This window comes from Colidextribacter sp. OB.20, assembly GCF_009911595.1.
GTDB lineage: Bacteria > Bacillota > Clostridia > Oscillospirales > Oscillospiraceae > Lawsonibacter.
This window is the reverse complement of sequence record NZ_QWKG01000022.1, coordinates 1-25,774: the sequence shown is the minus strand read 5'-3', so window position 1 is coordinate 25,774 and position 25,774 is coordinate 1. Positions and strand designations below refer to the sequence as shown.

The following is a 25,774-nucleotide window of genomic DNA, read 5'->3' as shown; positions in this document are numbered from 1 at the left end:
CTAAAGTTCTTTTTGCTTACTTTTTCTTTCAAGAAAAAGTAAGTTACTTCGCCGCCTCCTGGGCGCGCTTCACGGCGGCCACAAAGTCGGCGCCGGTGCGGAATTTGGTCTGGTTCATGATGTAGTCCTTGCCGCACAGGATGTTAAGCCGCTCCACCCAGGCCCGCTTCTCCTCGTCGGCGATGGTGGTCACATCCTTCACGTTAGCCATGCCCACGGTGCGGCGGTGCAGCTCGGTGCCGGCGTAGCCGGCGGTGTCGTTGAGGATGCCCTCCAGATACCACTGCTTGAAGCCGGGAACCTTAGCCATGGGCTCGGTGGCAACCTCGTCAAACTTTTTGTTGAACTTCTCCACAAACAGGTCCATGGTCTCCTCGATAGCCTTCAGGCACCAATCGCTGAAGGCGGTGTCTCCGGCGGCCAGGCCGTTGTCATAGGCGAAGATCAGGTTTGCCACCACGTTGCCGATGTCATAGCCCATGGGGGCATAGGTGGCAAACTCCGGGTCAAAGACCTTGGTGGAGTCGGGGCGGACGAAAATGGAGCCGGTGTGCAGGTCGCCGTGCATCAGGGCCTGGGCGTCGGTCATAAATTTGAATTTCAGCTTGGAGACCTCCAGGTGGAGGGCGGTGTCCTCATACAGCTCCTTTTTCACAAACTCCGCGTTGGGGGCGAACACGTGGTTGTTGCCGTTAATGTCGTTGTAGGGCTCCATAAGCACCAAATCCTCGGTAATCTGGCACAGCTCAGGGGAGATGAAGCTCTTCACCAGGGCCTTCTTCTCCTGGTGGTCCATCACCACGTCGCTGGTCATGAGCAGGGTGTTCACCATAAAGGTGGAGATGTCGTCGGCAAACTTGGGGAAGGTCTTGTGCTCCATCATGGCGTATCGCATGAGCTGATAGTCAGACAGGTCCTCCATGCCGCAGGCGCTCATAACGGTGTCGTAGAAGTAAATTTTGGGCACCATGCCGGGGGCATACTTGTCGTTGAGCTGGAGAATCTCCGACTCAATGCGGTTGCGGTCGGTGGACACCTTCATATCCTCGGAGATGCGCAGGGACACCCCGGCGTGCTTGATAATCACCGAGTGGCCCTTGTCATCCCACACCCGGAAAACATAGTTCAGGTTACCGTCGCCGATCTCCTTGGCCTGCATGGCGGCCTTGTCCCAGCCGATGTCAGGCAGCTTCTCCAGGGTGTACTCCAGGATGTCGTCGATGCCCATGAGAAAGTACTTGTCAAACTTGCCCATATTTGGTTCCTTCCTTCTAAATAATAGATTTGAACAGGGCCGCCGCTTCCGTCGGTCCTCATTTTGCTTACTGTTCCTTCTTGCCGGCGTAGGCGGCCATCAGGGCCAGGGCCAGAACGGCGCCCTTCACGGCGGGCAGGATGTAGTAGGGCACGGCGCAGATGGTCAGGCCGTTCTCCAGGGTGGACACCAGCATGGCCCCCACCAGGGTGCCCAGGGCGTTGGGCTTCTCCGCGCCGCCCACAGACCGGCCCACGAACACGGCGGCCAGGGCCTGCATCAGATAGTTGTCACAGCACATAACCTGGGCGGAACTGCCCCGGGCGGACACCAGGATGCCGCCGATGGCGATGAACACAGCGGTAATCATACCGGCCAGATAGCGGTACTTCTTCACATTGATGCCGGACAGCTTGGCGGCCTGCTTGTTGCCGCCCATGGCATAGAGGAAGCGGCCGTGCTTGGTGTAGTTGAGGAAGATGTGGGCCGCCAGCACGCAGGCCAGCATGATAATGATGATGTAGGGGGAGCGGCCGATGGCGGAGAAGGCGTTGCTCAGGGTGGTCCGGGCGGGGTCAGCCCCGGAGTGGGGCACCCGCATGCCGGTGGACACCGCGCCGCCGCCGATATACCACTGACCAAGGCCCTGGTGGACGAACATCAGCGCGCAGGTGGCCAGCATGTCGGGAATCTTGCAGACCAGGATCAGGAACATGGTCAGCTGATACAGAACAAGGGTGACAAGGATGCACACCACGATGGACATGCCCAGGCTGAGGCCGTACCACAGATACATGGACACGAACACATAGGCCGAGCAGCTGGCCAGGGTGCAGGCCGACATATCAAAGCCGTCGGGGGCCATGGTCACAGTGGCGGCGATGCCGAACACGGTGGTGATGGACATGGCCAGCAGGATGTTGACCATGTTGCCCTTGGACATGAAGTTGGAGCCCTTCAGCGCTGTAAACACAATGAAGCACAGCACCAGCGCGATGACCGCGGCCCAATCCAATAGAAAGTGCAGGACCTTTTGCGTACTATTCTTTTCCAGTGTTTGCATATCTGGTTCCTCCTGTTGTTTTTCGGGCTACGCCTTGGCGTAGGCGGTGGTGCCGCCCACCGAGTAGTGCATGATCTCGTCCTCCGAGGTGTCGGCGGTGACCAGCTCGGCCATAATTCTGCCGTCGTACATCACATAGATGCGGTCAGTGATGGACAGCAGCTCGGAGTTCTCGCAGGACGCATAGATAACGCCGTTTCCGTTTTTAGCGATGTCGTAGATCAGGCGGAAGATGTCCTGCTTGGCGCCCACGTCCACTCCCTTGGTGGGCTCGTCAAAGACATAGACGTCGCAGTCCGCCGCCAGCCACTTGCCCACGGCCACCTTCTGCTGGTTGCCGCCCGACAGATTCCGGACCCACTGACGGATGGAGGGGGTCTTGATGCCCAGCGACTCCACATACCTTTTGGCGTTGGCGTCCACCTTGCCTTTGTTGATAAAGGAGGCTATGCAGAACTTGCCCAGGCTGGCCGCCGACAGGTTGAAGCTCACATCCTCGTTGACCAGCACGCCCTCCTTGCGCCGCTCCTCGGGCACCAGGGCGATGCGGTCCCGCACCGCGTCGGAGGGGCTCTTGATTTTCAGCTTTTTGCCGTTGAGGACAATCTCGCCGCCGGTCTGTTTGTAGCCGCCGAAGAGCGTCTTGCAGAACTCGCTCTTGCCCGCGCCCACAAGGCCCGCGATGCCGATAATCTCGCCCCGCTTCAGGTGGATGGACACGCCGTTCACCTTACCGTCGCCGCCGGTGAGGTCCTTCACCTGGAAGAACTCCTCCCCCAGCTGGACCACTTCCTTGGGGAAGTTCTCCTCGAAGGTGCGGCCCAGCATCATCTCCACAATCTCCTTGGAGGTGGTCTGGGGCGTCACGTCCCGGGTGCCCACGATCTCGCCGTTGCGCATGACGGTGTACTGGTGGCAGATCTGGATGATCTCGTGGATGCGGTGGGAGATGAAGATAACGCCGATGTTCTCCGTGTCCCGCAGGTGCTGCACCAGCCGGAAGAGCTCCACCGTCTCGGTGTCGCTCAGGGGGGCGGTGGGCTCGTCCAGAATGAGGAAGCTGCACTTGCTCTGAATGGCCCGGGCGATGAGCACCATCTGCTTCTGAGCCAGGGACAGGTCCTGGACCAGGGTACGTACGTTGATATTGGTAATATTCAGCCGGCCCAGAACCTCCCGGGCCTCCTGCCGCATTTTGGACCAGTTGATTACAGGCTGGCCCTTTGTATTCATAACTGTGTGGTTGAGCATCACATTCTCCGCCACCGACAGGGTGGGGATCAGCGCCGTGTCCACCTCCTGGTACACGATCTGGATGCCCAGCTTCTTCGCTGCGGAGGGGGTTCGAACCTCCACGGCCTCGCCGTTGAGTAGAACTTCCCCCGTATAGCCGGGGTTGGCTCCGGCCAGCACCTTCATCAGGGTGGACTTGCCGGCGCCGTTGGCGCCCACCAGGGCGCGGATTTCTCCGGTGGAGACTTTGAAGTCCACATCGGACAGGGCTTTCACACCGGGAAATTCAATGGAAACTTTTCTTGTCTCAAGCGTGATTTGATCCATGGGATTCCCTCTTTTCTACCGCAAGGGTAATTCTTCATGCAGGAGCCTCGCTCCATTTCCCTTTCTCACTTACAATTCAGGAGGAGGCGCCGGAGAAACCTCCGGCGCCTCCTGTTATGCTGTAGCTGATTTAGTTTTCAGGCTCTTTTCCGTAAAATTACTTGTGGAGCAGGTCGGCGGGCATCCAGTCGGCCACGGACAGGTAGTTCAGGTTGCCGTAGGTCTCGTCGGCGATCTCGCCCAGGTTCTCCACGGTGGAGGTGGGCTTCAGCGCGGAGGCCAGAATGGCGGAGCCGGGAACCTCGACCACGTCCACGCCGGTCTTGCCGCTGGCGGGGTCATAGATCTTGTCGTACTCGCCGGCGATCTCCAGCATCAGGATACGCATGCCGATCTCGCCGTTCAGAGTCCAGTCGGTGGTGCCGGCGGCAGTCCAGATGTCGGGGCGGGTGAGCATGTTGGTGACGTCGACGGGGTCGATGTCAACACTGCCCATGGGCAACGGGTCGCCGTTGGTGCCGTTGAAGTTGGCGTTCTCCACGATGGCCTGATACACGCCCTGGCCGTAGCAGTCGTAGTACACAACCGCGCCGTCCACGTCCTCGCGCTTGATGCTCTGCAGGTAGGCGGCGAACACGGTGTTGGCAGAGTCAACAGTGTCCTGGAGGGGCTGAACCTCGCCCACGGTGACGATCTTGCCGGCATTCTGATACTCCTGCCAGCCCACCTCGCGGCGGTCGAAGGGGGAGTTGTAGTTGGGGCCGCGCCAGACCTTGATGAGGCGGACACCCTCGCCGAAGTTCTTGATCATGTCGTCCAGAAGAACGGTGACCAGAGAGGCGTCCTGCTGGAACATCTGGGTGACGCCCTCGATCTTCTGATACTCGCCGTCAGCATAGAACTGGGTATCGAAGCAGGTGATCTTCAGGTTGGGGTACTGCTCGGTAATCTCCTTCAGGAAGACATAGGAGCCGTCCTGGTTGCCGTGGGAGACCAGAAGGCCGTCGTAGCCGCCGGCGGCGCAGGTGCGGATGGTGTCCTGCCACTTGTTGAAGTCGCCGTCGCAGAAGAACACGTCGCAGCTGGCGCCCAGGGCGCTGGCCAGGTCCTTGCAGGAGTTGGCCCACATCTGGAAGATGGTGGCGGAGGGCATAATCATGATGTACGCGACCTTCTTGCCGGCCACAGGGCTGGCGGCGGGGGGCTCGCTGGTGCTGCCGCCGGACTGCTGCTGGCTGCCGCTACTGCTGGGGGGAGGGGGCTGCTGGGTGTTGGACTTGTCACCGTTGCCGCCATTGCCGCCGCAGGCCGCAAGCGCCAGCATCATGGACGCGGCAAGGATCATAGACAGAACTCTTTTTTTCATTTTGGTCCTCCTTAAACTTTTTTACAAAAGCCAAAAGCTTTTGTTTGGATGGATTATATAACATGCCCAGTCAAATGGCAAGGGCATAGCATGGCCTTTTGTTGTAAAATGTTAATTTTCGTCCATTCCTACAAATTACCTTGAGTACTTTTGTCTATTTTTCCCCTTGATTTCTGACCGATTCCTTGTTGCGTTTGCGCCCAGCTCCGCCCAGAGCTTTTGGCGGGGTTCCGTTTAATATGTTGCCTTTTTTCGGGTAAATTTCCCCCATTTTTTGTAATTTTACACCAAAAATTCCCGTTTCTGTTTTTCACCCTTTCCTGGTCCGCTCCCGCTCCCATTCCGGAATCCCAGCCGCTTCCCCACTCCTTTCCTGCTGTCCGGCCGCTCCCTTTTCCCAAAATTCCCACAAAAAACCACAATCCCCTCTCCGTCAAAGGGAGAGGGGACTGCGGTCCGGCGTATCTCGTTTTACAGATTCTCCTCCAGGACCTGGACAAAGGCGTCCGGGGGCATAACACCCACCAGCCGGTCAATCTCCCTGCCGTCCTTGAAGAAAATGACGGTGGGGATGCCGCTCACCCGGTAGCCCATGGCCAGCTCGGGCTCCTCGTCGGTGTTCACCTTTCCGACCACCGCCCTGCCCTTATACTGCTCAGCCAGGGACTCGATGACAGGCCCCAGCATCTGGCAGGGGCCGCACCACTCCGCCCAGAAGTCCACCATCATCAGCCCGCCCTTGCCGAGCTTCTCCTCAAAGGTCTCCTTGTTGAAATGAATCATAATAAGCTTCCTTTCATTTGTTTTGCAGGGACGGGTATCGTCCGCCCCCAGGGTTACGACAGGTGTGCCGCAGCAACGGGCGGGCAATGCCCGCCCCTACGGGTCCGCGTCCAGATATTCACAGGCGGACAGGGCGGCCACATGGCCCTCTCCCACCGCCTTGGACACCTGGAGCGGTTCTCCCGTACAGTCCCCGGCGGCAAATACGCCGGGCAGATTGGTAGCCATCCGCCGGTCCACCCTGACAACGCCTTCCTCCGTCTCCAGATCGGGCAGCAGGTCGGTGGGGGCCACCGCCCTGCGGAGGATAAACACCCCGTCACAGGGCAGCAGAGCGCCGTCCGCCTCCAGGCCGGCGACCGTCTGTTCCCCCTTCACTGCCAGCCTGCCCGCTTTTATATAAGGTATACCCTCCTTCAGCCCCCAAGGCTGGTGGGGGGAGACGTAGACCACCTGACAGCCCAGACCGCTCAGGTAATTGGCCTCCTGGGGGGCGTCAGGGGACAGGCCCACCACGGTGACAGGCCGGTTCCGGTAGAGCATCCCGTCGCAGGTGGCGCAGTAGCTCACCCCCCGGCCCAAAAGCTCGGACTCGCCGGGGTACTTGTTCTGCCGCACCACCCCGGGGGCCAGAATCAGGGCCCTTCCCTGATACACCTGGCTGCCCACCGTGAGGGAAAAGCCGTTCCAGGCCAGCAGGGACAGGGCCCTGCCGGTTACAAATTCCGTGCCCAGCGCCTCCGCATGGCGGAAAAGCTCCTCCAGCAGCTCCAGACCTGTCCGGCCGGGAAGGCCGGGGTAGTTGTCCACCCGCTCCGCCTTAGCCAGCGGGCTGTCCTGCCAGGGGTTGCCGATCACCAGGACGCTCTTGTCCCGGCCCCGGGCGGCGATGGCCGCCGCCAGCCCGGCGGGGCCGGAGCCCAATATGAGAATGTCGTAAACCATAATAACCTCCCGTCCCGCCCGCAGGCGGAAAGGCTCCCTGGAGAAAGAAGCCGCTCTGCCTCCAGAGTCACCTCTATTATACCCTCTTTTCCCAGCGGGCACAAGAATTTTCCGAAAACAACTTGAACGGGTTCGAGACCTGTGATACAATTAAGATGATATGTTTTATGCACAATAAGGAGGCTTTACAATGGTAAATTGCACCAATTGCGGCGCCCCCCTCAAGGATGGCGCAAAGTTCTGCGGCGCCTGCGGGGTAAAGGCCGAGGCCCGGTGTTCCTGCGAGGAAACGCCTGAAGTCCAGCGTTTCTGCACGGAGTGCCACGCGAAGCTGGAGCCCGGCGAAAAATTCTGCACCCAGTGCGGCGTACCGGAGAACCCCCAGGAGACCGACCCGTCTTACTTTGAAGCTGAGGATTGCGACGGCGGCTGCCGCATCAAGCAATATACCGGCCCGGAGGTGGGCGCCGTTTACATCCCGTCCTGTATTGGCGGAAAAAAGGTCGTGGAGATTGGTGAGGGTGCATTTGTCCAGCGCAGCAGCCTGACCAGTATTACCATCCCCAACGGTGTTACGGAAATCGGCGGGAATGCGTTTACCGGCTGCGAGAGCCTCGCCAAAATCATCATTCCCAGCGGCGTTACAAAAATCGGCGAGGGTGCGTTTGCCTTCTGCACAAGCCTCGCCATCCTCATTCTCCCCGACAGCCTTACGGAAATCGGCTTTCAGGCATTTCTCTCCTGCGAGAGCCTGATCAGCGTCACCATCCCCGAGGGTGTTACAGAAATCGGCTCTTTCGCGTTTCAGAACTGCGACTGCCTAAGCCTCGACGTCTGCGCCGGATCCGCCGCAGAGCAGTATGCATTGGATGAGCGCCTCCCCTTCCGGACCATCTAGCCTGCGAAGAAGCAATCTGCCCCTGCCCGTAAACTGAAATTTTATCGGGGAACTGCCCACAAAGGCTGTTCCCCGCTCTTAATCCTGATAAGAACACAGGAAATGCTTGCAAGGATAGTTATCCTGGTGTAAAATAGCACCATTGACAAAGGAGGAGAGAAACCATGTCTGAGGAGATCAAAACCGCCCTGGAGGAGGGCGAAAGCCAAAATTTCATCCACCAGTTCATTACGGAGGACATTGCCGAGGGGGGCCGCTGCGCCGGGATGCGGGTCCACACCCGCTTTCCTCCCGAGCCCAACGGTTACCTGCACATCGGCCACTGCAAGGCCCTGATTATCGACTTCGGCTCCGCCGAGAAGTTCGGGGGCATCTGCAACCTGCGTATGGACGACACCAACCCCGCCAAGGAGGACACCGAGTTTGTGGACGCCATCAAGGAGGACATCCACTGGCTGGGCTTCGACTGGGGGGATCGGTTCTTCTATGGCAGCGACTACTTTGAAAAAACCTATGAGCTGGCCGTCGGCCTGATCAAGCGGGGGCTGGCCTATGTGTGCGAGCTCACTCCGGAGCAGTTCCGGGAGTACCGGGGAGACGTGAACACCCCCGCCCGCTCCCCCTGGCGGGACCGGCCCGTCGAGGAGAGCCTGGACCTGTTCCAGCGTATGAGAAACGGGGAGTTCCCCGAGGGAAAGTACACCCTCCGGGCCAAGATTGACCTGTCCAGCGGCAACTTCAACATGCGGGACCCGGTGCTCTACCGCATCCGGTATATCGAGCACCACCGCCAGGGCACCAAGTGGTGCATCTTCCCCATGTACGACTTCGCCCACCCCATTCAGGACGCCCTGGAGGGCATCACCCACTCCCTGTGCTCCCTGGAGTATGAGGACCACCGCCCCCTGTACGACTGGGTCATCAACAACACCGACGTGCCCTCCAAGCCCCGGCAGATCGAGTTTGCCCGGCTGGGCATCAACTACACCGTCATGTCCAAGCGGAAGCTGCGCAGGCTGGTGGAGGAGCAGTATGTCTCCGGCTGGGACGACCCCCGGATGCCCACCCTGTGCGGCCTGCGCCGCCGGGGCTACACCCCCGCCTCCATCCGGAGCTTCTGCGACCGCATCGGCGTGGCAAAAAACACCTCCACCGTGGAGTACGCCTTTTTGGAGCACTGCCTGCGGGAGGACCTGAACGAGCATGCCAAGCGGGTGATGGCTGTGCTGCGGCCTGTCAAGCTGGTGATCACCAACTACCCCGCCGGCCAGAGCGAGATGCTCACCGTGGAGAACAATCCCCTGAACCCCGATTCCGGAACGAGAGAGGTCACCTTCTCCCGAGAGCTGTGGGTGGAGGCCGACGACTTTCTCCCTCAGCCCGTTCCCAAATATAAGCGCCTGTACCCCGGCGGGCCCGAGTGCCGCCTGAAGGGGGCCTACCTCATCAAGTGCGTGGGCTATGAGACCGATGAGGCGGGCAATATTACCCAGATTACCGCCGAGTACGACCCGGACAGCCGGGGGGGCGACCCCGCCGACGGCCGGAAGGTGAAGGGGGCCACCATCCATTGGGTGGACGCCGCTACCGCCGTGGACGCCCAAGTCCGCCTGTATGACAATCTGTTCAGCGACCCCGATCCCGACAGCGGGGACAAGGACTTTCTGGACTGCCTGAACCCAGGCTCCCTGGAGGTCCTCACCGGCTGCAAGCTGGAGGCCTCCCTGGCCTCTGCCCAGCCGGCCGACCGCTTCCAGTTCCTGCGCCTGGGCTACTTCTGCGCCGACTCCAAGGACTCCAGGCCCGGCTCGCCGGTCTTTAACCGGGCCGTCAGCCTGAAGGACAGCTTCAAGCCCGGCAAATAACCCCCGCCATTTGGAAGGAATGAAACAGCTATGAGCGATCAGAGCGTGAACCGCCGCCCCATCAAGGTCATCGGGCACCGGAACCCAGACACCGACTCCATCTGCTCCGCCATCGCCTACAGCAATCTGAAAAACATCCTGGACCCTGACCGCCCCTGCAAGCCCTGCCGGGCCGGCCTCATCAACCGGGAGACCGAGTTCGTGCTGGACTACTTCAAGGTCCCTCTGCCCCAGCTGTACACCGACGTCAGCCCTCACATCCGGGACGTGGATATCCGTCCCGCCCCGGGTGTGGATGGGGAGATGAGCCTGCGCCGGGCCTGGATGACCATGCGGGACCAGGAGCTGGATACCCTGTGCGTGGTGGACGGCGGCCGGGAGCTGAAGGGAGTCATCACCGTCAAGGACGTGGCCACCGCCAACATGGACGGCATCGACCCCAACACCCTGCGCCAGGCCCGGACCAGCTATCAGAACATTCTGGACATCCTGAACGGCACTGTCCTGGTGGGGGATGTGACGGGCAAAACGGTGGAGGGCCGGGTTATTATCGGCGCGGGGAGCGCCGAGCAGATCGAGAACGCCGTCTCCCCCGGAGACATCGCCATTGTCAGCAGCCGCAGCGAGAGCCAGCTGGCCGCCCTGGAGATGGACGCAGGCTGCATCATTGTGTGCAACGAGAGCAAGGTCCCCCGGACCATCTGTATGCTGGCCGAGGAAAAGGGCTGCATGATTATTACCACCAGCATGAGCACCTACGCCGCCGGGCAGATTATCAGTCAGGCGGTGCCTATCCGCCACTTCATGTCCACCGGGAACCTGCTCACCTTCACCCTGCACACCCCGGTGGAATCGGCCACCAAGGTGATGGCCACCGTCCGCTTCCGCTACTTCCCGGTGCTGGATGAGGACGGAAAATACATCGGCGTGGTCTCCCGCCGGAACATGCTGAACCTGCACAAAAAACAGCTGATCCTGGTGGACCACAACGAGAAGAGCCAGGCGGTGGAGGGCATCGAGGAGGCCGAGGTGCTGGAGATTATCGACCACCACCGCATCGGCGCCTTCGAGACCGACGGCCCGGTGTATTTCCGCAACGTCCCCGTGGGGTGCACCTGCACCATTGTCTATCAGATGTACCGGGAAAACGGCGTGGACATCTCCCCCACCGTCGCCGGGCTGCTGCTGTCCGCCATTTTGTCCGACACCCTCATGTTCCGCAGCCCCACCTGCACCTCCGCGGACGAGCGGGCCGCCCGGGAGCTGGCCCCGCTGGCCGGGGTGGACCTGGAGGCCTATGCCGACGACATGTTCGCCCACGGGGGCGACGTATCAGGTAAGACGGCGGCGGAGGTCTTTAACGGCGACTATAAGATTTTCACCAGTGGAGACATCCGCTTCGGCGTGGGCCAGGGCATCTATATGACAGAGAAAAACCGCAAGGCCGCCCAGGCTCTGGTGGGCCCCTACCTCTCCGAGGCCCTGGCCAAACAGCGGCTGGACTACATCTTCTACATGTTCACCGACGCCCGCCACTCCAGCACCGAGCTGCTCACAGCCGGCTCCGGGGCGGAGGAGCTGATCGCCAAGGCCTTCGGTGTCCGACCGGAGGGGGGCGTGATCACCCTGCCTGGGATTGTCAGCCGGAAAAAGCAGATGATTCCCCGTCTCATCAGTACCATCAAGCTGGAACAGGAGTAACAAACCGGGAGCGGCCCCATATGGGGGACCGCTCCCGTTGTTATTGGATCACGCCAAATCAGTTCCAGAAATCCGTTTTTTCCTTCAGACCAATGGAGGCCGCCTTGAAGGCGGGGTCTTTGCCTGCGGCCCGCTGGTCGGTATAGTCCTTCAGCGCCTTCAAGGCGGTGCCGCCCAGGATCACGATCACAGGCAGGTTAACGATAGCCATAAAGCCCATAAGCACATCAGCGGTGTCCCAGATCAGACCGAAGTCCAGCTGAGCGCCGACAAACACAATCACAATAGCGGCCAGGTTGAAGATGGTTTTGCTGGTCTTGCTTAAAGTATGGCCGGCGACGTAGTTCAGAGCGCCGTCACAGTAGTACAGATTGCCCAGCAGGGTGGTGAAGGCGAAGAGCAGCAGGGCTAAGGTGATGAAGTAGGGGCCAATCGCGCCGAAGACGTTAGCCAGGGAGGCCTGGACAAAGGGGGCTCCCTTCAGGCTCTCAGAGGGCACAATACCGGTGCACAGGGCCATGAGCGCGGTGGCGGTACAGATCAGGATAGTGTCGATAAAGACAGACAGCATCTGGACCAAGCCCTGCTTCACGGGGTGGCTGACATCGGCGGCGGCGTTGGGCGCGGAGCCCACGCCGGCCTCATTGGAATACAGGCCGCGCTTGATGCCCTGCATCAGGGCGGAGCCGGCGAAGCCGCCGAAGATAGCCCGGAAATTGAAGGCCTCGGAGAAAATTTTGCCTATGACCATGGGCACCTGGCCGATGTTCAGCACAACCACGACCAGAGACAGCAGGATGTAGATGACGCCCATTACGGGAACCATGACGCCGGTGACCTTAACGATGCGCTTGCCGCCGCCGAAGATACACACACCCACCAGGATGGCCAGCAGCGCACCGCCGATGAGAGGGATGGAGTCGCTGTAGAAGCTGTAGCTCTTAAAGCTGTCAATCAGATTGAAGGAGGCAGCCATATTGAAGCCGCCGGCATAGGTGGCGATCAGGATAATGGCAAAGATGACGCCCAGCACGCGGCTGTGGAGGGCCGCCTCAATGTAGTAGGCGGGGCCGCCGTAGCTGCCGCCCTCGGGGTCCTTTTTCTTATAGATCTGGGCCAAAGTGCTCTCTACAAAGGCGGAGGCCCCGCCCACCAGAGCGGTGATCCACATCCAAAACACAGCGCCGTAGCCGCCGATGGCGATGGCGTTGGCCACACCCACGATGTTGCCGGTGCCAACGCGGGAGGCGGTGGACACCATCAGGGCCTGGAAGGCAGAGACGGAGTTGGCATCCTTGGGCTTCTCACTGACCACCCGGATGGACTCTCCCAGCAGCCGAAGCTGAATCAGCTTACTCCGGAAGGTGAAGTAGAGGCCCACGCCCAGCAGCATGATAATCAGGATGTAGCTGTACATCCAGTTGCTGAGCGTACCGATTATGGTAGAAAATAATTCCATAGTTCTTCCCTCTCTCTTTCATAAAATTTTGGAACGCGGGGATCGGTCATCGCGTGTACCGATCCAGGATATGCAGCTTCTCTGTGCGGGAGATATACTCCAGCACCCGCTGCCCCGCCACGCTGTTGCCCTTGCTGTCCAGGCTGGGCCCGTATACGCCGATGCCCATCTCACCTGGGACGACCGACAGGATGCCCCCTCCCACGCCGCTCTTGCTGGGAAGGCCCACCCGCACGGCGAACTCGCCGCTGCCGTCGTACATACCGCAGGTCAGCATCATGGTCAAGGTTGTGCGCACCACCTCCTCCTTTAAAAGTCTGCGCCCGGTTTCCGGCTGTACGCCGCCGTTTGCCAGCAGCATACCCAGGTTAGCCAGGCTGCCGGCCGTTACGCTCAGCGAACACAGCTGAGTATACAGCCGCAGGGTCTCATCCACATTCTCCCCGATCAGCCCCTTGCTCTGGAGCAGATAGGCCAGGGAACGGTTGCGGGCACTGTGAGTCCACTCGGACTGGAATACCGCCTCATCCATGGTGATATCCGGGTCGCTGCACAGGCCCCGGAAGGCCGACAGCATCCCCTCCAGCCCCACAGGACCCAGCAGCTCCACGATAGCGATGGCCCCGGAATTGACCAGAGGGTTGAAGGGGATATCCTCTGTATCCGAGATGCGGGACATGGAGTTGAACGAGGCGCCGGAGGGCTCCATCTTGGTTTTGTGGAAAACTGCGTCGAAGCCGAAGCGCTCCAGAGCCATGGCCAGATTGACCACCTTGGAGATGCTCTGGATGGTAAACCGGCGGTTCCAGACTCCGCAGCGCACCGTCTCTCCGCCGATGGGCCGGACGCAGATGCCCAGCTCTCTGCCGTCCGCCTTGCTCAGCTCCGGGATGTAGCTGGCCACCTCCCCCCGCTCCGTATAGGGCTGCCCAAACTCCAGCGCTTGTTTCAGAAAAGCTTCATCCATACTGAACACACCCTTTCCCTTGAGTTCGGACGGCTTTTGCCCTGCAAAAGCCGTCTCAGACCGGCGCGCCGATCCTGTCTGCCGTTTCGGCACTTGGAGCAGGTATTTTGCACATAAAAGCCCCCGCCTCAAATGTCCGGTTTGGTGATATTATAGCACAGAACTCAACTTTTGAATAGTTTCTGATTGAACTAACCGATATTCATAATAGTTTTAACGAAACATTTATTTAATGTGCACAACAGGGGCCATTTGTGATACAATAGCCTAAAGGAAATACAGCGAGGGAGGCCGTTTGTTTTGGACTTAAAGCACTTGGAATATTTTAATACCGTCGCCCAGATGGGCTCCATCAACCGTGCGGCCCAGGCCCTGTTCATCTCCCAGCCCCACCTTGGCAAAATTATCCGGGACCTGGAGCAGAGCGCCGGCGCACCCCTGTTCACCCGCTCCAATCACGGCGTCACCCTGACTCCGGAGGGCATCGAATTTCAGCGCCGGGCCCAGCGTGTGCTGGCCGAGATGGCCGGCATGTTCCACCGGCCGGAGGCCAGCGTCCTGCAAGACGTCTCCCTGTCGGTCTCCATGACAAAATACTCCCATATCATGGAGAGCTTTATCCAGACGGTGCTCCAGCACAAGGAGCTGCCCGCCTATGCCCACCGCCTCCAGGAGGGGGACCCCATCGACGTGATGGAGGACGTATACAACCACCGGGCGGACATCGGCGTTCTCCACTTCAGCCAGAGCCAGCGGGAGAACATCCTGTCCCTGTTTCACCAGCACCAGCTGGAGTACCACCCCCTGGCCCGGATGACGCCCCACATCCTCATCTCCAAGCATCACCCCCTCCTGCTGGGGGAAAGGCCGGTAACACTGGAGGCTCTGTCGGGCTATGGATTTGTCCGCTACGAGGGCCAGTTCGAGGATTTCACCTATGAGCTGTTCTCTCAGGGGTCCCATTTCAACCTCAGCGCCAACCCCCGCATTGTGTACATTGTCACCCGGGCCTCCCTGCTCCACCTGCTGTCCAAAACCGACTTCTACTCCATCGGCATTCAGGATTTCACCATGCAGCAAGCCTCCTACCAGGTGGTCTCCATCCCCATTGAGGACTGCGAGGGGCTTCTGGAATTTGGCTACGTCCTCCCCACCGGCATCCAGCTCAACCGGATTACCCTGGAGTTTCTCGGCGATTTGAAGCAGCGGCTGTCCTGAAGAAAAACCGGTGCCGGAGGCTCGCGGGTCCTCCGGCGCCGGTTCTGTCCCTTGCTGCATCATGCAGGGGCGCACAATGTGCGCCCCTCGATCATGCGGTGTGTATCGGTAGAGCGGGCGGACAATGTCCGCCCCTACAGGCCGCTGTCAATAATTCCGCACCTCGCTCTAAATGATCTGGCCGCTCCCGGCCGCCCCCGGGCGCGCCAGGTCCGCGACGGTAATATTGTCCAGATAGTCGTTGATCACCTGATTCAGCCCGTTCCACATGGCGAGGGTGCAGCACTCCGCCGCCCTTGGGCAGGCCTCTGCCCCCTGCTCCAGACAGGACACCGGCGCCAGGGTGGCCTCCGTCAGCCGCAGGATGGAGCCGACGCTGTACTGCTCCGCCGGCTTGACCAGCTTATAGCCGCCCCCCTTGCCCCGCAGGCTGCCCAGCAGTCTGGCCTTCACCAGCAGCTTGACAATGCTCTCCAGATATTTCTCCGAAATATTCTGCCGCTCCGCGATCTCCTTCAGCGGGATAAACCCCTCCGCCTGGTGCTCCGCCAGGTCGGCCATGACCCGCAGGGCGTAGCGTCCCTTTGTGGAAATCAGCATAAAGCACACTCCTTCTCCGTCTTTTCATAAACCCAGCATACTACATGGTTAGTGGTAAAGCAACCAAAAATTTTCCTGCCTCTCCCCTTCTAAAACCACAAAGCTCTGGGGCGTGCGGCCCTTTTCCCCGCCAGTCTCTCACTGAGGAAATTTTTGGCCTATACATGAAAAAATAGAATAAGGTATAGTACAATGTTTACCTTTACATTTTCGTAACAATTAGCTATAATTGCCACAAGGTTCTGGTTTCTCATATTTTTTGATTGTTCATTTTGCTGGAGTGTACATAAAAAATGTGAGAAACGCCTGTATGGTGTTCCGCGGCACCAATACAAAAAAGAAAGGGAGAAAGTTTTATGGAAGCTCTTAACAACTTTGTCGGTATGCTGAACGGTCCTATCTGGGGCGTGGGTATGCTGATCCTGATCGTGGGCAGCGGCCTGTACTTCACCATTCGCTTGGGCTTCTTCCAGTTCGCCCACTTCGGCGATATGTGGAAGCGCATCCTGGACAAGGGCGACTCCGAATCCGGCATCTCCACCTTCGCGTCCTTCTGCACCACCATGGCCATGCGCGTGGGCACCGGCAACGTGGCCGGCGTGGCCGTCGCCATCTACACTGGCGGCCCCGGCGCCATCTTCTGGATGATCCTGGCCGGCATGACCAACTCCGCCGTGTGTTTTGTGGAGTGCGTGCTGTCCTCTCTGTATAAGACCAAGATTGACGGCGAGTACCGCGGCGGCGGCCCCTACTGCGCAGAGCGCGGCCTGGGCTGGAAGCCCTACGCCATTTTCCTGGCCTTCGTCAGCTTCATCGGCATCGGCTGCTTTATGCCCGCCGCCGCCACCAATACCATCGCTGACGGCTTCCAGAAGTCTCTTGGTATTCCCATGATCGCCACCGCCATTGTGATTGCCGCCATCATGGCCGTGGTCATTATCGGCGGCGTGAAGCGCATCGGCACTGTGGCCTCCTTCATCGTTCCTCCCATGGTGATCATCTACCTGCTGGCCGCCGTGGCCGTCCTGATTATCAATATCGGTGAGGTTCCCCACATGATCAGCATCGTGGTTCAGTCCGCATTCGGGCCCAAGTCCCTCATCGGCGGCGGCATCGGCATCGCCATCCAGCAGGGTGTCAAGCGCGGCACCTTCTCCTCCGCCTCCGGCATGGGCGAGTCCATGCCCCCCGCAGCCGCCGCTGAGACCAGCCACCCCGTGAAGCAGGGCATGGCCAACGCCGCCGGCGTTTGGCTGGACACCGTCATCGTCTGCACCGCTTCCGGCCTGATGATCCTCCTCACCGACGCCTACAACACCAAGTTCGGCTACACCAGCCAGCGCTTCGCTGAGCAGCTGGCCGGCGAAGAGGGCGGCGTGTTCTATGTGCAGATGGCCGCCAGTTCCGTGATGGGTGCCATCGCTCCCACCTTCATCGCCATCATGCTGGCTCTGTTCTCCTTCACCTGCCTGATTAGCTACTACTACGAGGCCGAGACCGCCATGATCTACGTCTTCGAGGGCGAGGGCAAGGAAGGCATCCGCAAGACCGCTACCTGGGTTCTCCGCATCGCCATGATCGCCCTGATCTGCTACTACGGCGTCGCCGCCCCCGATCTGGCCTGGGGTTTGGCCGACCTGGCTCTGGGCTCCATCACCTGGATCAACATGGTTGTGGTTCTGGCCCTGTCCCCCAAGGCCTTCGCTCTGTACAAGGACTACCGTGAGCAGATGAAGGCCGGCAAGGACCCCTACTACAACCCCGACAAGCTCTCCTGGAAGGGTGTTGACGTGGCCCTGTGGAAGGAGATCAACAAAAAGCGCATCGCTGAGGACAAATAAATAATCTGTCCATAGTGACACGAATTTCTCCCCCTGGGGCGGGCCGTCGCGAGAGCGGCCTGCTCCAGGGGGAGTTTTAACAAATTGACCACCCCGCCTGCAGCGGAGCGGTCAATGATTCTGTTTGCCCTTCTACCCCGCCGGACGGGCCCGCAGCCCCTCCAGCAGAACGGGAATCAGCTTCTCGGTATAGGCCCCCAGGTCGAAGGAGGCCCCGCTGATGCAGTAGTCGTAGACAATGGCCCGCTCGCACATAGAGAAATAGTGGGCCGCGTCAAGGACAGACATGTCCGGGCAAATCTCCCCCCGGCGCAGCCCCTCGTCGGCCAGCTGGTGGACCAGCTGGTGGTAAAAGCGGTTCTGATTGAGCAGGTGCTTGTCCCCCCGGGTCACCACCTGGGAGGAGTAGAGAGAGGCCAGCAGGTCGGGCTGAATGCGCTCTCCAATCATCTTGTGGGCCTCGCAGCTGAGGAAAATCAGCTTGTCCACGCTGTTCATCTCCGGGACCAGCCGCTCCACCAGCTCCTCATAGTAAGAGTCAAAAATGTCCGACAACGAGCCCAGCAGGGCGTCCTTCCCGTTGAAATAGTGATAAAAGGTCCCCTTGCTGGTCCCCGACTGGGCGATGATGTCCTCGATTGTGGTCTCGTCATAGCCCTTCTCCCGAAACAGCCCCCAGGCCGCCTCGATGATTTTACTCTTTGTCGTCTGTCGTTTGGTCATGATATCTCCTTATTCCCTATCAGTGTCGTTTTACTATAACATGAATTTCCATCCCCGTAAAGCATAAATATGAGATTGGAAAAAATCCTAAAAATCTTATGGATTTGCTCTTGCTTTTTAGGTGAGTATGCGCTATAATATAGAAAAAACTAGAACGCATTCTAAAACACGGTCTAATCCAGCCTGCCAAGACAAAAAGGAGCGGAGAGACATGGGTAAGCCTCTGATTTTCAACATCCAGAAGTTTTCCATTCACGACGGCGAGGGCATCCGGAGCACAGTGTTTTTCAAGGGCTGTCCCCTCAGCTGCCGCTGGTGCCACAATCCGGAGAGCCAGTGCTATCCCAACGACCTGCTCTGTTACGTCGAGCGCTGCACCGGCTGCGGGGCCTGCGTCAAGGCCTGCCCCCAGAAGGCCATCTCTCTGGACGATGAGCACAAGGCCCATACCGACTACGACAAATGTACCGCCTGCGGCGTCTGCACCGAGTACTGCATGCAGAACGCCCGGGAGCTGGTGGGCGAGGAGTATGAGATCAAGGACCTGGTCAAGCAGCTGGAGAAGGACATCATGTTCTATGAGCAGTCCGGCGGCGGGGTCACCCTCTCCGGGGGCGAGGTGATGGCCCAGGACATAGACTATGTGGAGGAGCTAGCCCGGCGGCTGCATGAGAAGGGCATTCTGGTCAATATCGATACCTGCGGCTACGCCCCCTACGAGCACCTGAAGCGGGTCCTGCCCTACACCGACGTCTACCTCTACGACCTGAAGCTGATGGACCCGGAGCAGCACAAGGAGTACATCGGAGTGGATAACCAGCTGATTCTGGAGAATCTGAAGCAGCTCAGCGCCGACGGCGGCAAAATCAACATCCGCCTCCCCCTCATCGACGGGGTCAATACCACCGACGAGCATATCGGGCAGGTAATCCGCTTTCTGAAGGACAACGAGATTCGTGTCTGGCAGGTCAACCTGCTGAAATACCACAACACGGGCTCCAGCAAATACAAGAAGCTGGGCCGGGAGTACGACGGCAAGAACATGGCCGTCCCCAAGGAAGAATGGCTGCAACAGGTCGTTGAGACCTTTAAGCAAAATGGTTTTCCAAATATTAAAATAGGAGGATAATATCATGGCTGATCTCGGTATGAACGATCGTATCAAAAAACTCAGAAAGCTGAGCGTGGAGACCCAGCCCCGTCTTTACATCGAGCGGGCTGTCCTGGAGACAGAGGCCTACGAGATGTATGAGGGCAAGGTGTCCATCCCCGAGCTGCGCGCCCTGACCCTGAAGCACATCTTCTCCAACAAGAAGCTGTACATCGGCGACGGCGAGCTGATCGTGGGCGAGAAGGGCGACCACCCTCAGGCCGCCCCCAGCTTCCCCGAGCTGTGCTGCCACACCGTCGAGGATATGCACAACATGAACGACCGCAAGGTGGTCAACTTCACCGTCACGGAAGAGGACATCAAGATCCAGCAGGAGAAGATTATCCCCTTCTGGCAGGACCGCACCATGCGCAAGAAGATCCTGGACAGCATGACCGACGAGTGGAAAGAGGCCTATGCCGCCGGCATGTTCACCGAGTTCATGGAGCAGCGTGGCCCCGGCCACACTGTTGGCTCCGTGAAGATCTTTGAGAAGGGTTATCTGGACTATCAGAACGACATCAAGGAGGCCCTGGCCAACCTGGACTACATGAACGACCCCAAGGCCATCGACCGCCGCAACCAGCTCAACGCCATGAGCATCTGCTGCGACGCCATCATGATCCTGGGCGAGCGGTATGCCAAGCTGGCCCGTGAGATGGCCGAGACCTGCTCTGACGAGCAGCGCAGGAAGGAACTGCTCCAGATCGCCGCCAACTGCGACGTGGTGCCCGCCCACAAGCCCCAGACCTTCTATCAGGCCATCCAGCACTACTGGTTCACCCACCTGGCCGTCACCACCGAGCTCAACCCCTGGGACGCCTACTCCCCCGGCCACTTCGACCAGCACCTGAACCCCTTCTATCAGAAGGACGTGGAGGACGGCATCCTCAACCGGGATCAGGCTCTTGAGCTAATGGAGTGCCTGTGGGTCAAGTTCTACAACCAGCCCGCGCCTCCCAAGGTGGGCGTCACCCTGAAGGAGAGCGGCACCTACACCGATTTCGCCAACATCAACACCGGCGGCGTCACCCCCGACGGCGAGGACGGCGTGAATGACGTGTCCTACATCATCCTGGACTGCATGGACGAGATGAAGCTGGTTCAGCCCAACTCCAACGTGCAGATCAGCAAGAAGAACCCCCAGAAGTTCCTGAAGCGGGCCTGCGAGATCGCCCGTGAGGGCTGGGGCCAGCCCGCCTTCTACAACACCGAGGCCATTATTCAGGAGCTGATGAACGCCGGCAAGAGCCTGGAGGACGCCCGGAAGGGCGGCTGCTCCGGCTGCGTGGAGACCGGCGCCTTCGGCAACGAGGCCTATATCCTCCAGGGCTACTTCAACCTGCCCAAGGTCTTTGAGCTCACCCTGTTCAACGGCGTGGACCCCATGACCGGCAAGCAGCTGGGCCCCAAGACGGGCGATGTCACCCAGTTCAAGACCTTTGACGAGCTGTGGGACGCCTACACCAAGCAGATCCACCACTTCCTGGACATCAAGGTCCGGGGCTCCAATGTGATCGAGTCCCTGTACGCCAAGTACATGCCCGTGCCCTTCCTGTCCATCCTCACCAACGACTGCATCTCCCGGGGCGAGGACTACAACGCCGGCGGCGCCCGGTACAACACCAGCGTTATCCAGGGCGTGGGCACCGGCACCATCGCCGACAGCCTGTCCGCCGTGAAGTATAACGTCTATGACAAGCAGAACTTCACCATGGAGGAGCTGCTCAACGCCATGAAGTCCGACTTCCAGGGCTATGAGCGCATCTACAACCTGGTGAAGAACAAGACCCCCAAGTACGGCAACGACGACGACTACGCCGACGGCCTGATGAAGAAGGTCTTCAACTACTTCCTGGACGACGTGTGCGCCCGGCGCAACATGCGCGGCGGCATGTACCGGGTGGATATGCTGCCCACCACCTGCCACGTCTACTTCGGCGACGTGATGATCGCCAGCCCCAACGGCCGTCTGGCCCACAAGCCCGTGTCCGAGGGCATCTCCCCCGAGAAGGGCGCCGACGTCAATGGCCCCACCGCCGTCATCAAGTCCTGCGCCAAGATGGACCATCTGCGCACCGGCGGCACTCTGCTGAACCAGAAGTTTACCCCCGACGTTCTGGCTGGCGAGGAGGGCATTGACAACCTGGCCAACTTCATCCGCTCCTACTTCAACATGGACGGCCACCACGTGCAGTTCAATGTTGTCCACCGGGAGACCCTTATCGAGGCTCAGAACAAGCCCGAGGAGCACCGGGACATCATCGTCCGCGTGGCCGGCTACAGCGACTACTTCCGCAACCTGGATAAGCCCCTTCAGGACGAGATTATCGACCGTACCGAGCAGGACTTCGGTTGCTGCGGCTGATCTTCTCCCGCCTGCGGCAAACAGTGATGCAAGCGGCGGAGAGCACCTCCAAGTGCTCTCCGCCCTTTCCCAATCACCCTGTTCTCCGGCCCCCGCGGATCGGAGGTAATACGAGGAGCAGAGCATGAATATCAAAGATCTACAGCTATTTCTTACCGCCGTAGAGGAGAAAAACATCACCCAAGCCGCCAAGCGGATCGGCTACACCGAATCCGGCGCCAGCCACATTATCAAGCGGCTGGAGAAGGAGGTGGGGTTTTCTCTGTTCGCCCGCACCCGCAAGGGGCTGGTGCTGACCCCCAACGGGGAGCGCATCCTCCCCTTCGCCCGGCGGATTGTCATGGCCCACGAGCTCTTTATCGAGGAGACCTCCGCCATCTGCGGTGTGCTGGAGGGCCATATCTCCATCGGCGCCTACGAGAGCATTGCCATCCACTGGCTGCCCGCCGCCCTCAGGCACTTCCACAAGGACTTCCCCAACATCACCGTGGACATCCGGGAGTGGCGGACGGATGAAATCGAGGCCGGCCTGGAGGAGGGCTCCATTGACTTTGGCATCACCGGGCCCAGCCGAACCAGCAAGATGGAGTGGATTCCCCTGAAAACCGACCACTACATGGCGGTGTGCGCCCCCACCTCCTCCTTTGCCAAGGAGCTGGCCTTTCAGCTGCACCGTCTGGAGGAGACGGTGTGCGTCCTGCCCTACCACACGGACCAGGACCTCTACCACTGCCTGAGCCCTATGGGCATCCACCCCAAGCAGGTCTTTTCCGCGCGGAATGAGTTTACCATGATGGCCCTCGTGGGCCAGGACCTGGGAATCGCCATCCTGCCCGAGCTGGTCCTGCGGGGGTATCAGGGGGACAACATCCTCCTCCCCATCACGCCCCCCATCTACCGCAGCCTGGGCATCCTCATCCCCAGCATGAAGGACGCCTCCCCCGCCGCCCGTCGCTTCCTCCAATATCTTCGGGACGCTGTGGACCAGATTGAGGGAACCACGCCCCCAACCTGCACCTTGGAGTACTCCACCCACAGCGACGGGATTTAGAAGCACAGCGCGCCCGGGGCCGTCTGGCCCCGGGCGCTTCTGGCTTTAAATCAGGCGCTTGCTCTTTTCACTGGCAGCAATCACCGCGTTCATCACAGTGTGCCGGAACTGGCCCAGCTCCAGGGCCTTGACCCCCTCGATGGCGGTCCCGCCGGGGGAACAAACCCGGTCCTTCAGCTCGCCGGGGTGGAGGCCGCCCTCCTCCTGAAGCAGCTTGGCCGTTCCCATCACAGTCTGCATGGCCAGGTTCATGGCCTGAGGCCGGGAAAGCCCCTCCATCACGCCGCCGTCGGCCAGGGCCTCGATAAACATGGCCACATAGGCCGGGCCGCTGCCGCTCAGACCAGTGACCGCGTCCATGTGCCGCTCCTCGATCCACTCCACATGGCCCACAGCCCCCATCAGGCTCTCCGCCTTTGCCCGCTCCTCCGGGGTGAAGTCTGTATTGCTGCTCAGCACCATGGTGCCCACCCCCATCACTGCGGGGTAGTTGGGCATGATGCGCAGCACCCGCAGAAAATAAGTGCCGCAAAATTCTTTCAGCTTCTGGCTGGAGACCCCGGCGGCAATGGACATCAGCGCCTTGCGCTCCAGAGCGGGACCGGCCTCCTTCAGTACGGAGGCCACCATGTTGGGCTTCACCGCCAGCAGGACCATATCACTGCCCCGACACAGCTGCCCCATGCTCTCGGCCACTAAAAAACCGGCCTGCTCCGCCCGTTTCCGGGCCTTGGGGTCGATCTCGCATATGGCGATCTCGTCCAGGGTGAGTATTTCTGATTTTATGATGGCGTTCAGAATACCGGTGGCCATGTTTCCGAAGCCAATTACCCCCAATTTTTTATCCATAACCGCAGTCCTCCTACAATTCTTCCCTTATTTCAGCCGCTCATGGCAATGCTCTGTCTCCGTATGGTTCGCTATTATAGCAGACTCCGAAAAAAAATGCAAGAAGATTCAAAATACCCCTTGACATTTTCTCAGTATTTGCTATAATAGCTATCGTTCCGTCCGGAACATCAGAAACAGCCGGATTGTGTAAGGGTAGCACGACAGACTCTGACTCTGTTTGTGAGGGTTCGAATCCTTCTCCGGCTGCCAGTGAATGGCCCTGCCTAATCTGAACAGTACGTATGAAACTGACAGATTTGGCAGGGTCTTTTTATACCTGAAAATCTTGAAATGGCAGGGTTCAGTTTTGATTTCAGATTGTTCTTCTGGCGGCAGACCGCAACGACGACGCGCGGCCCTGCGCGGCAAAGATAATCAGCCCGAGGGGCGGCACTTCCTTATGGAGTGCCGCTCCTTGTCTGTTTTCTTAGGGCTTTCAAGGTCTTCTGACGCAGTCCTGGTGGAATTTATGGTGTAAAAATGCGTGCAGGGATTTATTCAGTGTTTCCTTATCTAAAGCTCCACAATATCCATCACGGCCCGTTCCACGCACAGAGGTGCTTGGGCATCCAGCACCAGAGACAACTCGGGCGCGCACCCCCCATTTATACGGGGATGCAGCATGGCAATGTGGTGCAGCACCTGGGGGCCGTGTGACAGGCGCTCCATAGAAAAACGCAGGGGAGGCGCGTCAGCAAACGCGCCGCAGGGGGTCTGTCTGAGGCAAATCGCTCCTGCCCCCTCTGCCGGACACATCGCGCAGACATTCAATGTGTATTGGACCACATATGTCCTCCCAGGACTCAGCTGAATCCGGGCGGGGACACGTCCGTCCCAGCAGATCCCATGCCCGGAGCACCCGCGCAGTCTCCAGGGCAGGCGGCATTCCGGATTCCACTGTATCCTCTCCCGCTGACCTGCCAACTGGAGAGCGCTCTTCTGACAGGAGCTCACCTGATATGACGGCGGAGCAGGCCTGGGATAGGTCCCTGGGTATTGGGGCGGGTAGGGAGGTCTGCCGGGGTACTGCCACCAGCCCTGCGGGGGATAGGGGGTATGGCCGGGGTTGGGAGTCGGAGTTGGGGTAGGCGTCGGTGTTGGCGTCGGCGTTGGTGTCGGGGTAGGATCAGAGGTCGAGCCGGGGATTTCGATAAATTCTGAATCCGGATCCTCCTCCGGCGTGGGGGAGGGTAATAGCTCCAGCACATGGTCCAGCTTGTTTTTCAGAAGCATCTGGTTCTGGGTTACCACCTCCACAAGGGCGGTAACGCTTTTGTTGACTTTCAGCACATCCTGAGAGCTTGTGCCGGGCAGGGTTCCAAGGACATATTGTAATTTCTCGCCCTCGGCGTTGAGGATATGGCTCAGGGCGAGCTCTTCCATAGCGATAGACGCAACGATCATGGTCAGAGCTTCATCCCGAGTCATGTCCGCCCCGCCGGATGGAAAGGAAGGCATAGACATATTCAAAAACTCCACAGCGCGTCCTGGCAGAGCCAGGACTGAGATGTGCGGCAGGGAAACCATGCCGCCGCCCTACCCTATGACAGCGGAGGCGGTTTGGTTCCAGCTGGAACCTGCCGGCGGGCAGACGCATAGAGTATCTCGGGCGCGGCGCTGGAGCGCCTGCTCTCCCGCCGTCGTTCCAACGTATTTTCGTAGCGCACTTCTTAATTTGAAAGGAGATTCCTGAATGTCTCTGCCCAGTTTTCCCAATGTAGACCCGCCGATTCAGCGGGAAGATGCGGTTAATCAAATTCTTTCCTCCATCGCTATGGAGGAACTCGGCCTGAGCCATATCCTCAACGCCGAGGGCGAGAAGATGCAGTATATTCTTGGAACCCTGCCCGGCCTCAGCGGTCCCGCCGCCACGGTGAAGGACGTGCTGAACGCCAACGAGAGCGTCCGCGGTCTGCTGGAGACCGCCGTGCAGAACCAGATTTTCCTGAAGGGGAAGATGCAGGGCGCACTGGACGCCTCTCCCATGCAGGGGCCCACCGGCCCTACAGGCCCCACCGGCCCCCAGGGCCCTGCCGGCCCTGCCGGCGGTCCTGCCGGCCCCGCCGGAGC

21 protein-coding genes and 1 tRNA gene are annotated in these 25,774 nt (G+C 59.6%); 10 read left to right on the top strand and 12 right to left on the bottom strand.

Translation table 11 applies throughout. The features are described from left to right. Nucleotides 1-43: 43 nt before the first annotated feature. From mtnK to D1641_RS07135, 6 genes are all read right to left on the bottom strand, one after another. Complete coding sequence (gene mtnK, locus D1641_RS07160) at nucleotides 44-1,255, bottom strand: S-methyl-5-thioribose kinase (RefSeq protein WP_160664130.1); 1,212 nt, start codon at nucleotides 1,253-1,255, stop codon at nucleotides 44-46. Nucleotides 1,256-1,322: 67 nt separating this feature from the next. Continuing rightward, nucleotides 1,323-2,318, bottom strand: a complete 996-nt coding sequence (locus tag D1641_RS07155; protein WP_160664128.1) for an ABC transporter permease — start codon at nucleotides 2,316-2,318, stop codon at nucleotides 1,323-1,325. Between the two features lie 27 nt (nucleotides 2,319-2,345). Beyond that, on the bottom strand, nucleotides 2,346-3,878 hold the full coding sequence (locus tag D1641_RS07150; protein ID WP_160664126.1) for a sugar ABC transporter ATP-binding protein: 1,533 nt from the start codon (nucleotides 3,876-3,878) through the stop codon (nucleotides 2,346-2,348). Nucleotides 3,879-4,035: 157 nt separating this feature from the next. After that, complete coding sequence (locus D1641_RS07145; protein ID WP_160664124.1) at nucleotides 4,036-5,244, bottom strand: substrate-binding domain-containing protein; 1,209 nt, start codon at nucleotides 5,242-5,244, stop codon at nucleotides 4,036-4,038. A 471-nt stretch (nucleotides 5,245-5,715) separates the two neighbouring features. Further along, nucleotides 5,716-6,027: a thioredoxin gene (gene trxA, locus D1641_RS07140; protein ID WP_160664122.1), complete on the bottom strand. Its 312-nt coding sequence runs from the start codon at nucleotides 6,025-6,027 to the stop codon at nucleotides 5,716-5,718. Between the two features lie 96 nt (nucleotides 6,028-6,123). Next, nucleotides 6,124-6,972: an FAD-dependent oxidoreductase gene (locus D1641_RS07135; RefSeq protein ID WP_160664120.1), complete on the bottom strand. Its 849-nt coding sequence runs from the start codon at nucleotides 6,970-6,972 to the stop codon at nucleotides 6,124-6,126. 190 nt (nucleotides 6,973-7,162) lie between these two features. On the opposite strand from D1641_RS07135, the gene D1641_RS07130 reads away from it, so the two are divergent. The 3 genes from D1641_RS07130 (at nucleotide 7,163) to D1641_RS07120 (ending at nucleotide 11,436) form a co-directional block, all read left to right on the top strand. Further along, the gene (locus tag D1641_RS07130; protein ID WP_160664118.1) at nucleotides 7,163-7,870 is read left to right on the top strand and encodes a leucine-rich repeat protein; all 708 of its coding nucleotides are present in this window, start codon (nucleotides 7,163-7,165) and stop codon (nucleotides 7,868-7,870) included. A 164-nt stretch (nucleotides 7,871-8,034) separates the two neighbouring features. Then, nucleotides 8,035-9,735, top strand: coding sequence for a glutamine--tRNA ligase/YqeY domain fusion protein (locus D1641_RS07125; protein WP_160664116.1), 1,701 nt, complete (start codon nucleotides 8,035-8,037; stop codon nucleotides 9,733-9,735). 30 nt (nucleotides 9,736-9,765) lie between these two features. Continuing rightward, on the top strand, nucleotides 9,766-11,436 hold the full coding sequence (locus D1641_RS07120) for a putative manganese-dependent inorganic diphosphatase (protein ID WP_160664114.1): 1,671 nt from the start codon (nucleotides 9,766-9,768) through the stop codon (nucleotides 11,434-11,436). A 58-nt stretch (nucleotides 11,437-11,494) separates the two neighbouring features. On the opposite strand, the gene D1641_RS07115 is transcribed toward D1641_RS07120, so the two are convergent. Together D1641_RS07115 and glsA are read right to left on the bottom strand one after the other, a co-directional pair. Then, nucleotides 11,495-12,895, bottom strand: a complete 1,401-nt coding sequence (locus tag D1641_RS07115; protein WP_160664112.1) for an alanine/glycine:cation symporter family protein — start codon at nucleotides 12,893-12,895, stop codon at nucleotides 11,495-11,497. Between the two features lie 46 nt (nucleotides 12,896-12,941). Beyond that, nucleotides 12,942-13,862, bottom strand: coding sequence for a glutaminase A (gene glsA / locus D1641_RS07110; protein WP_160664110.1), 921 nt, complete (start codon nucleotides 13,860-13,862; stop codon nucleotides 12,942-12,944). A gap of 300 nt (nucleotides 13,863-14,162) precedes the next feature. On the opposite strand from glsA, the gene D1641_RS07105 reads away from it, so the two are divergent. After that, a complete protein-coding gene (locus D1641_RS07105; RefSeq protein WP_243149304.1) occupies nucleotides 14,163-15,080 on the top strand; it encodes a LysR family transcriptional regulator in 918 nt (305 codons plus the stop codon). Between the two features lie 168 nt (nucleotides 15,081-15,248). On the opposite strand, the gene D1641_RS07100 is transcribed toward D1641_RS07105, so the two are convergent. Then, a complete protein-coding gene (locus tag D1641_RS07100) occupies nucleotides 15,249-15,680 on the bottom strand; it encodes an Rrf2 family transcriptional regulator (protein WP_160664108.1) in 432 nt (143 codons plus the stop codon). A gap of 356 nt (nucleotides 15,681-16,036) precedes the next feature. Between D1641_RS07100 and D1641_RS07095 the strand changes: the two genes are divergently transcribed. Continuing rightward, nucleotides 16,037-17,521: an alanine/glycine:cation symporter family protein gene (locus D1641_RS07095; RefSeq protein WP_160664105.1), complete on the top strand. Its 1,485-nt coding sequence runs from the start codon at nucleotides 16,037-16,039 to the stop codon at nucleotides 17,519-17,521. Nucleotides 17,522-17,653: 132 nt separating this feature from the next. On the opposite strand, the gene D1641_RS07090 is transcribed toward D1641_RS07095, so the two are convergent. Continuing rightward, nucleotides 17,654-18,244: a TetR/AcrR family transcriptional regulator gene (locus D1641_RS07090; protein ID WP_160664103.1), complete on the bottom strand. Its 591-nt coding sequence runs from the start codon at nucleotides 18,242-18,244 to the stop codon at nucleotides 17,654-17,656. A gap of 211 nt (nucleotides 18,245-18,455) precedes the next feature. On the opposite strand from D1641_RS07090, the gene D1641_RS07085 reads away from it, so the two are divergent. From D1641_RS07085 to D1641_RS07075, 3 genes are all read left to right on the top strand, one after another. After that, a complete protein-coding gene (locus D1641_RS07085) occupies nucleotides 18,456-19,373 on the top strand; it encodes a trans-4-hydroxy-L-proline dehydratase activase (RefSeq protein WP_160664101.1) in 918 nt (305 codons plus the stop codon). 4 nt (nucleotides 19,374-19,377) lie between these two features. Continuing rightward, on the top strand, nucleotides 19,378-21,762 hold the full coding sequence (gene hypD, locus D1641_RS07080; RefSeq protein ID WP_160664099.1) for a trans-4-hydroxy-L-proline dehydratase: 2,385 nt from the start codon (nucleotides 19,378-19,380) through the stop codon (nucleotides 21,760-21,762). A gap of 124 nt (nucleotides 21,763-21,886) precedes the next feature. Continuing rightward, complete coding sequence (locus D1641_RS07075) at nucleotides 21,887-22,813, top strand: LysR family transcriptional regulator (protein WP_160664097.1); 927 nt, start codon at nucleotides 21,887-21,889, stop codon at nucleotides 22,811-22,813. Between the two features lie 45 nt (nucleotides 22,814-22,858). Here the strand turns inward: D1641_RS07075 and proC are convergent, their stop codons facing one another. After that, complete coding sequence (proC, locus tag D1641_RS07070; protein ID WP_160664095.1) at nucleotides 22,859-23,662, bottom strand: pyrroline-5-carboxylate reductase; 804 nt, start codon at nucleotides 23,660-23,662, stop codon at nucleotides 22,859-22,861. 178 nt (nucleotides 23,663-23,840) lie between these two features. Between proC and D1641_RS07065 the strand changes: the two genes are divergently transcribed. Further along, a tRNA-Gln gene (locus D1641_RS07065) sits at nucleotides 23,841-23,914 on the top strand. Between the two features lie 303 nt (nucleotides 23,915-24,217). Here the strand turns inward: D1641_RS07065 and D1641_RS19130 are convergent. Further along, complete coding sequence (locus D1641_RS19130; protein ID WP_201757279.1) at nucleotides 24,218-25,168, bottom strand: hypothetical protein; 951 nt, start codon at nucleotides 25,166-25,168, stop codon at nucleotides 24,218-24,220. Between the two features lie 229 nt (nucleotides 25,169-25,397). Here D1641_RS19130 and D1641_RS07055 point away from each other — a divergent pair. Further along, on the top strand, nucleotides 25,398-25,774 hold a 377-nt coding region (locus D1641_RS07055; RefSeq protein WP_160664092.1), incomplete at its 3' end, for a hypothetical protein.

Excerpts from the sequence above, each read along its gene's own strand:
- D1641_RS07155 (WP_160664128.1), bottom strand. The coding sequence starts at position 2,318 with ATGCAAACACTGGAAAAGAATAGTACGCAAAAGGTCCTGCACTTTCTA.
- hypD (WP_160664099.1), top strand. The coding sequence starts at position 19,378 with ATGGCTGATCTCGGTATGAACGATCGTATCAAAAAACTCAGAAAGCTG.
- D1641_RS07095 (WP_160664105.1), top strand. The coding sequence starts at position 16,037 with ATGGAAGCTCTTAACAACTTTGTCGGTATGCTGAACGGTCCTATCTGG.
- D1641_RS07075 (WP_160664097.1), top strand. The coding sequence starts at position 21,887 with ATGAATATCAAAGATCTACAGCTATTTCTTACCGCCGTAGAGGAGAAA.
- D1641_RS07150 (WP_160664126.1), bottom strand. The coding sequence starts at position 3,878 with ATGGATCAAATCACGCTTGAGACAAGAAAAGTTTCCATTGAATTTCCC.
- mtnK (WP_160664130.1), bottom strand. The coding sequence starts at position 1,255 with ATGGGCAAGTTTGACAAGTACTTTCTCATGGGCATCGACGACATCCTG.
- D1641_RS19130 (WP_201757279.1), bottom strand. The coding sequence starts at position 25,168 with ATGTCTATGCCTTCCTTTCCATCCGGCGGGGCGGACATGACTCGGGAT.
- D1641_RS07130 (WP_160664118.1), top strand. The coding sequence starts at position 7,163 with ATGGTAAATTGCACCAATTGCGGCGCCCCCCTCAAGGATGGCGCAAAG.
- D1641_RS07090 (WP_160664103.1), bottom strand. The coding sequence starts at position 18,244 with ATGACCAAACGACAGACGACAAAGAGTAAAATCATCGAGGCGGCCTGG.
- D1641_RS07135 (WP_160664120.1), bottom strand. The coding sequence starts at position 6,972 with ATGGTTTACGACATTCTCATATTGGGCTCCGGCCCCGCCGGGCTGGCG.
- D1641_RS07100 (WP_160664108.1), bottom strand. The coding sequence starts at position 15,680 with ATGCTGATTTCCACAAAGGGACGCTACGCCCTGCGGGTCATGGCCGAC.
- glsA (WP_160664110.1), bottom strand. The coding sequence starts at position 13,862 with ATGGATGAAGCTTTTCTGAAACAAGCGCTGGAGTTTGGGCAGCCCTAT.
- proC (WP_160664095.1), bottom strand. The coding sequence starts at position 23,662 with ATGGATAAAAAATTGGGGGTAATTGGCTTCGGAAACATGGCCACCGGT.
- D1641_RS07115 (WP_160664112.1), bottom strand. The coding sequence starts at position 12,895 with ATGGAATTATTTTCTACCATAATCGGTACGCTCAGCAACTGGATGTAC.
- D1641_RS07145 (WP_160664124.1), bottom strand. The coding sequence starts at position 5,244 with ATGAAAAAAAGAGTTCTGTCTATGATCCTTGCCGCGTCCATGATGCTG.
- D1641_RS07125 (WP_160664116.1), top strand. The coding sequence starts at position 8,035 with ATGTCTGAGGAGATCAAAACCGCCCTGGAGGAGGGCGAAAGCCAAAAT.
- D1641_RS07120 (WP_160664114.1), top strand. The coding sequence starts at position 9,766 with ATGAGCGATCAGAGCGTGAACCGCCGCCCCATCAAGGTCATCGGGCAC.
- D1641_RS07085 (WP_160664101.1), top strand. The coding sequence starts at position 18,456 with ATGGGTAAGCCTCTGATTTTCAACATCCAGAAGTTTTCCATTCACGAC.
- trxA (WP_160664122.1), bottom strand. The coding sequence starts at position 6,027 with ATGATTCATTTCAACAAGGAGACCTTTGAGGAGAAGCTCGGCAAGGGC.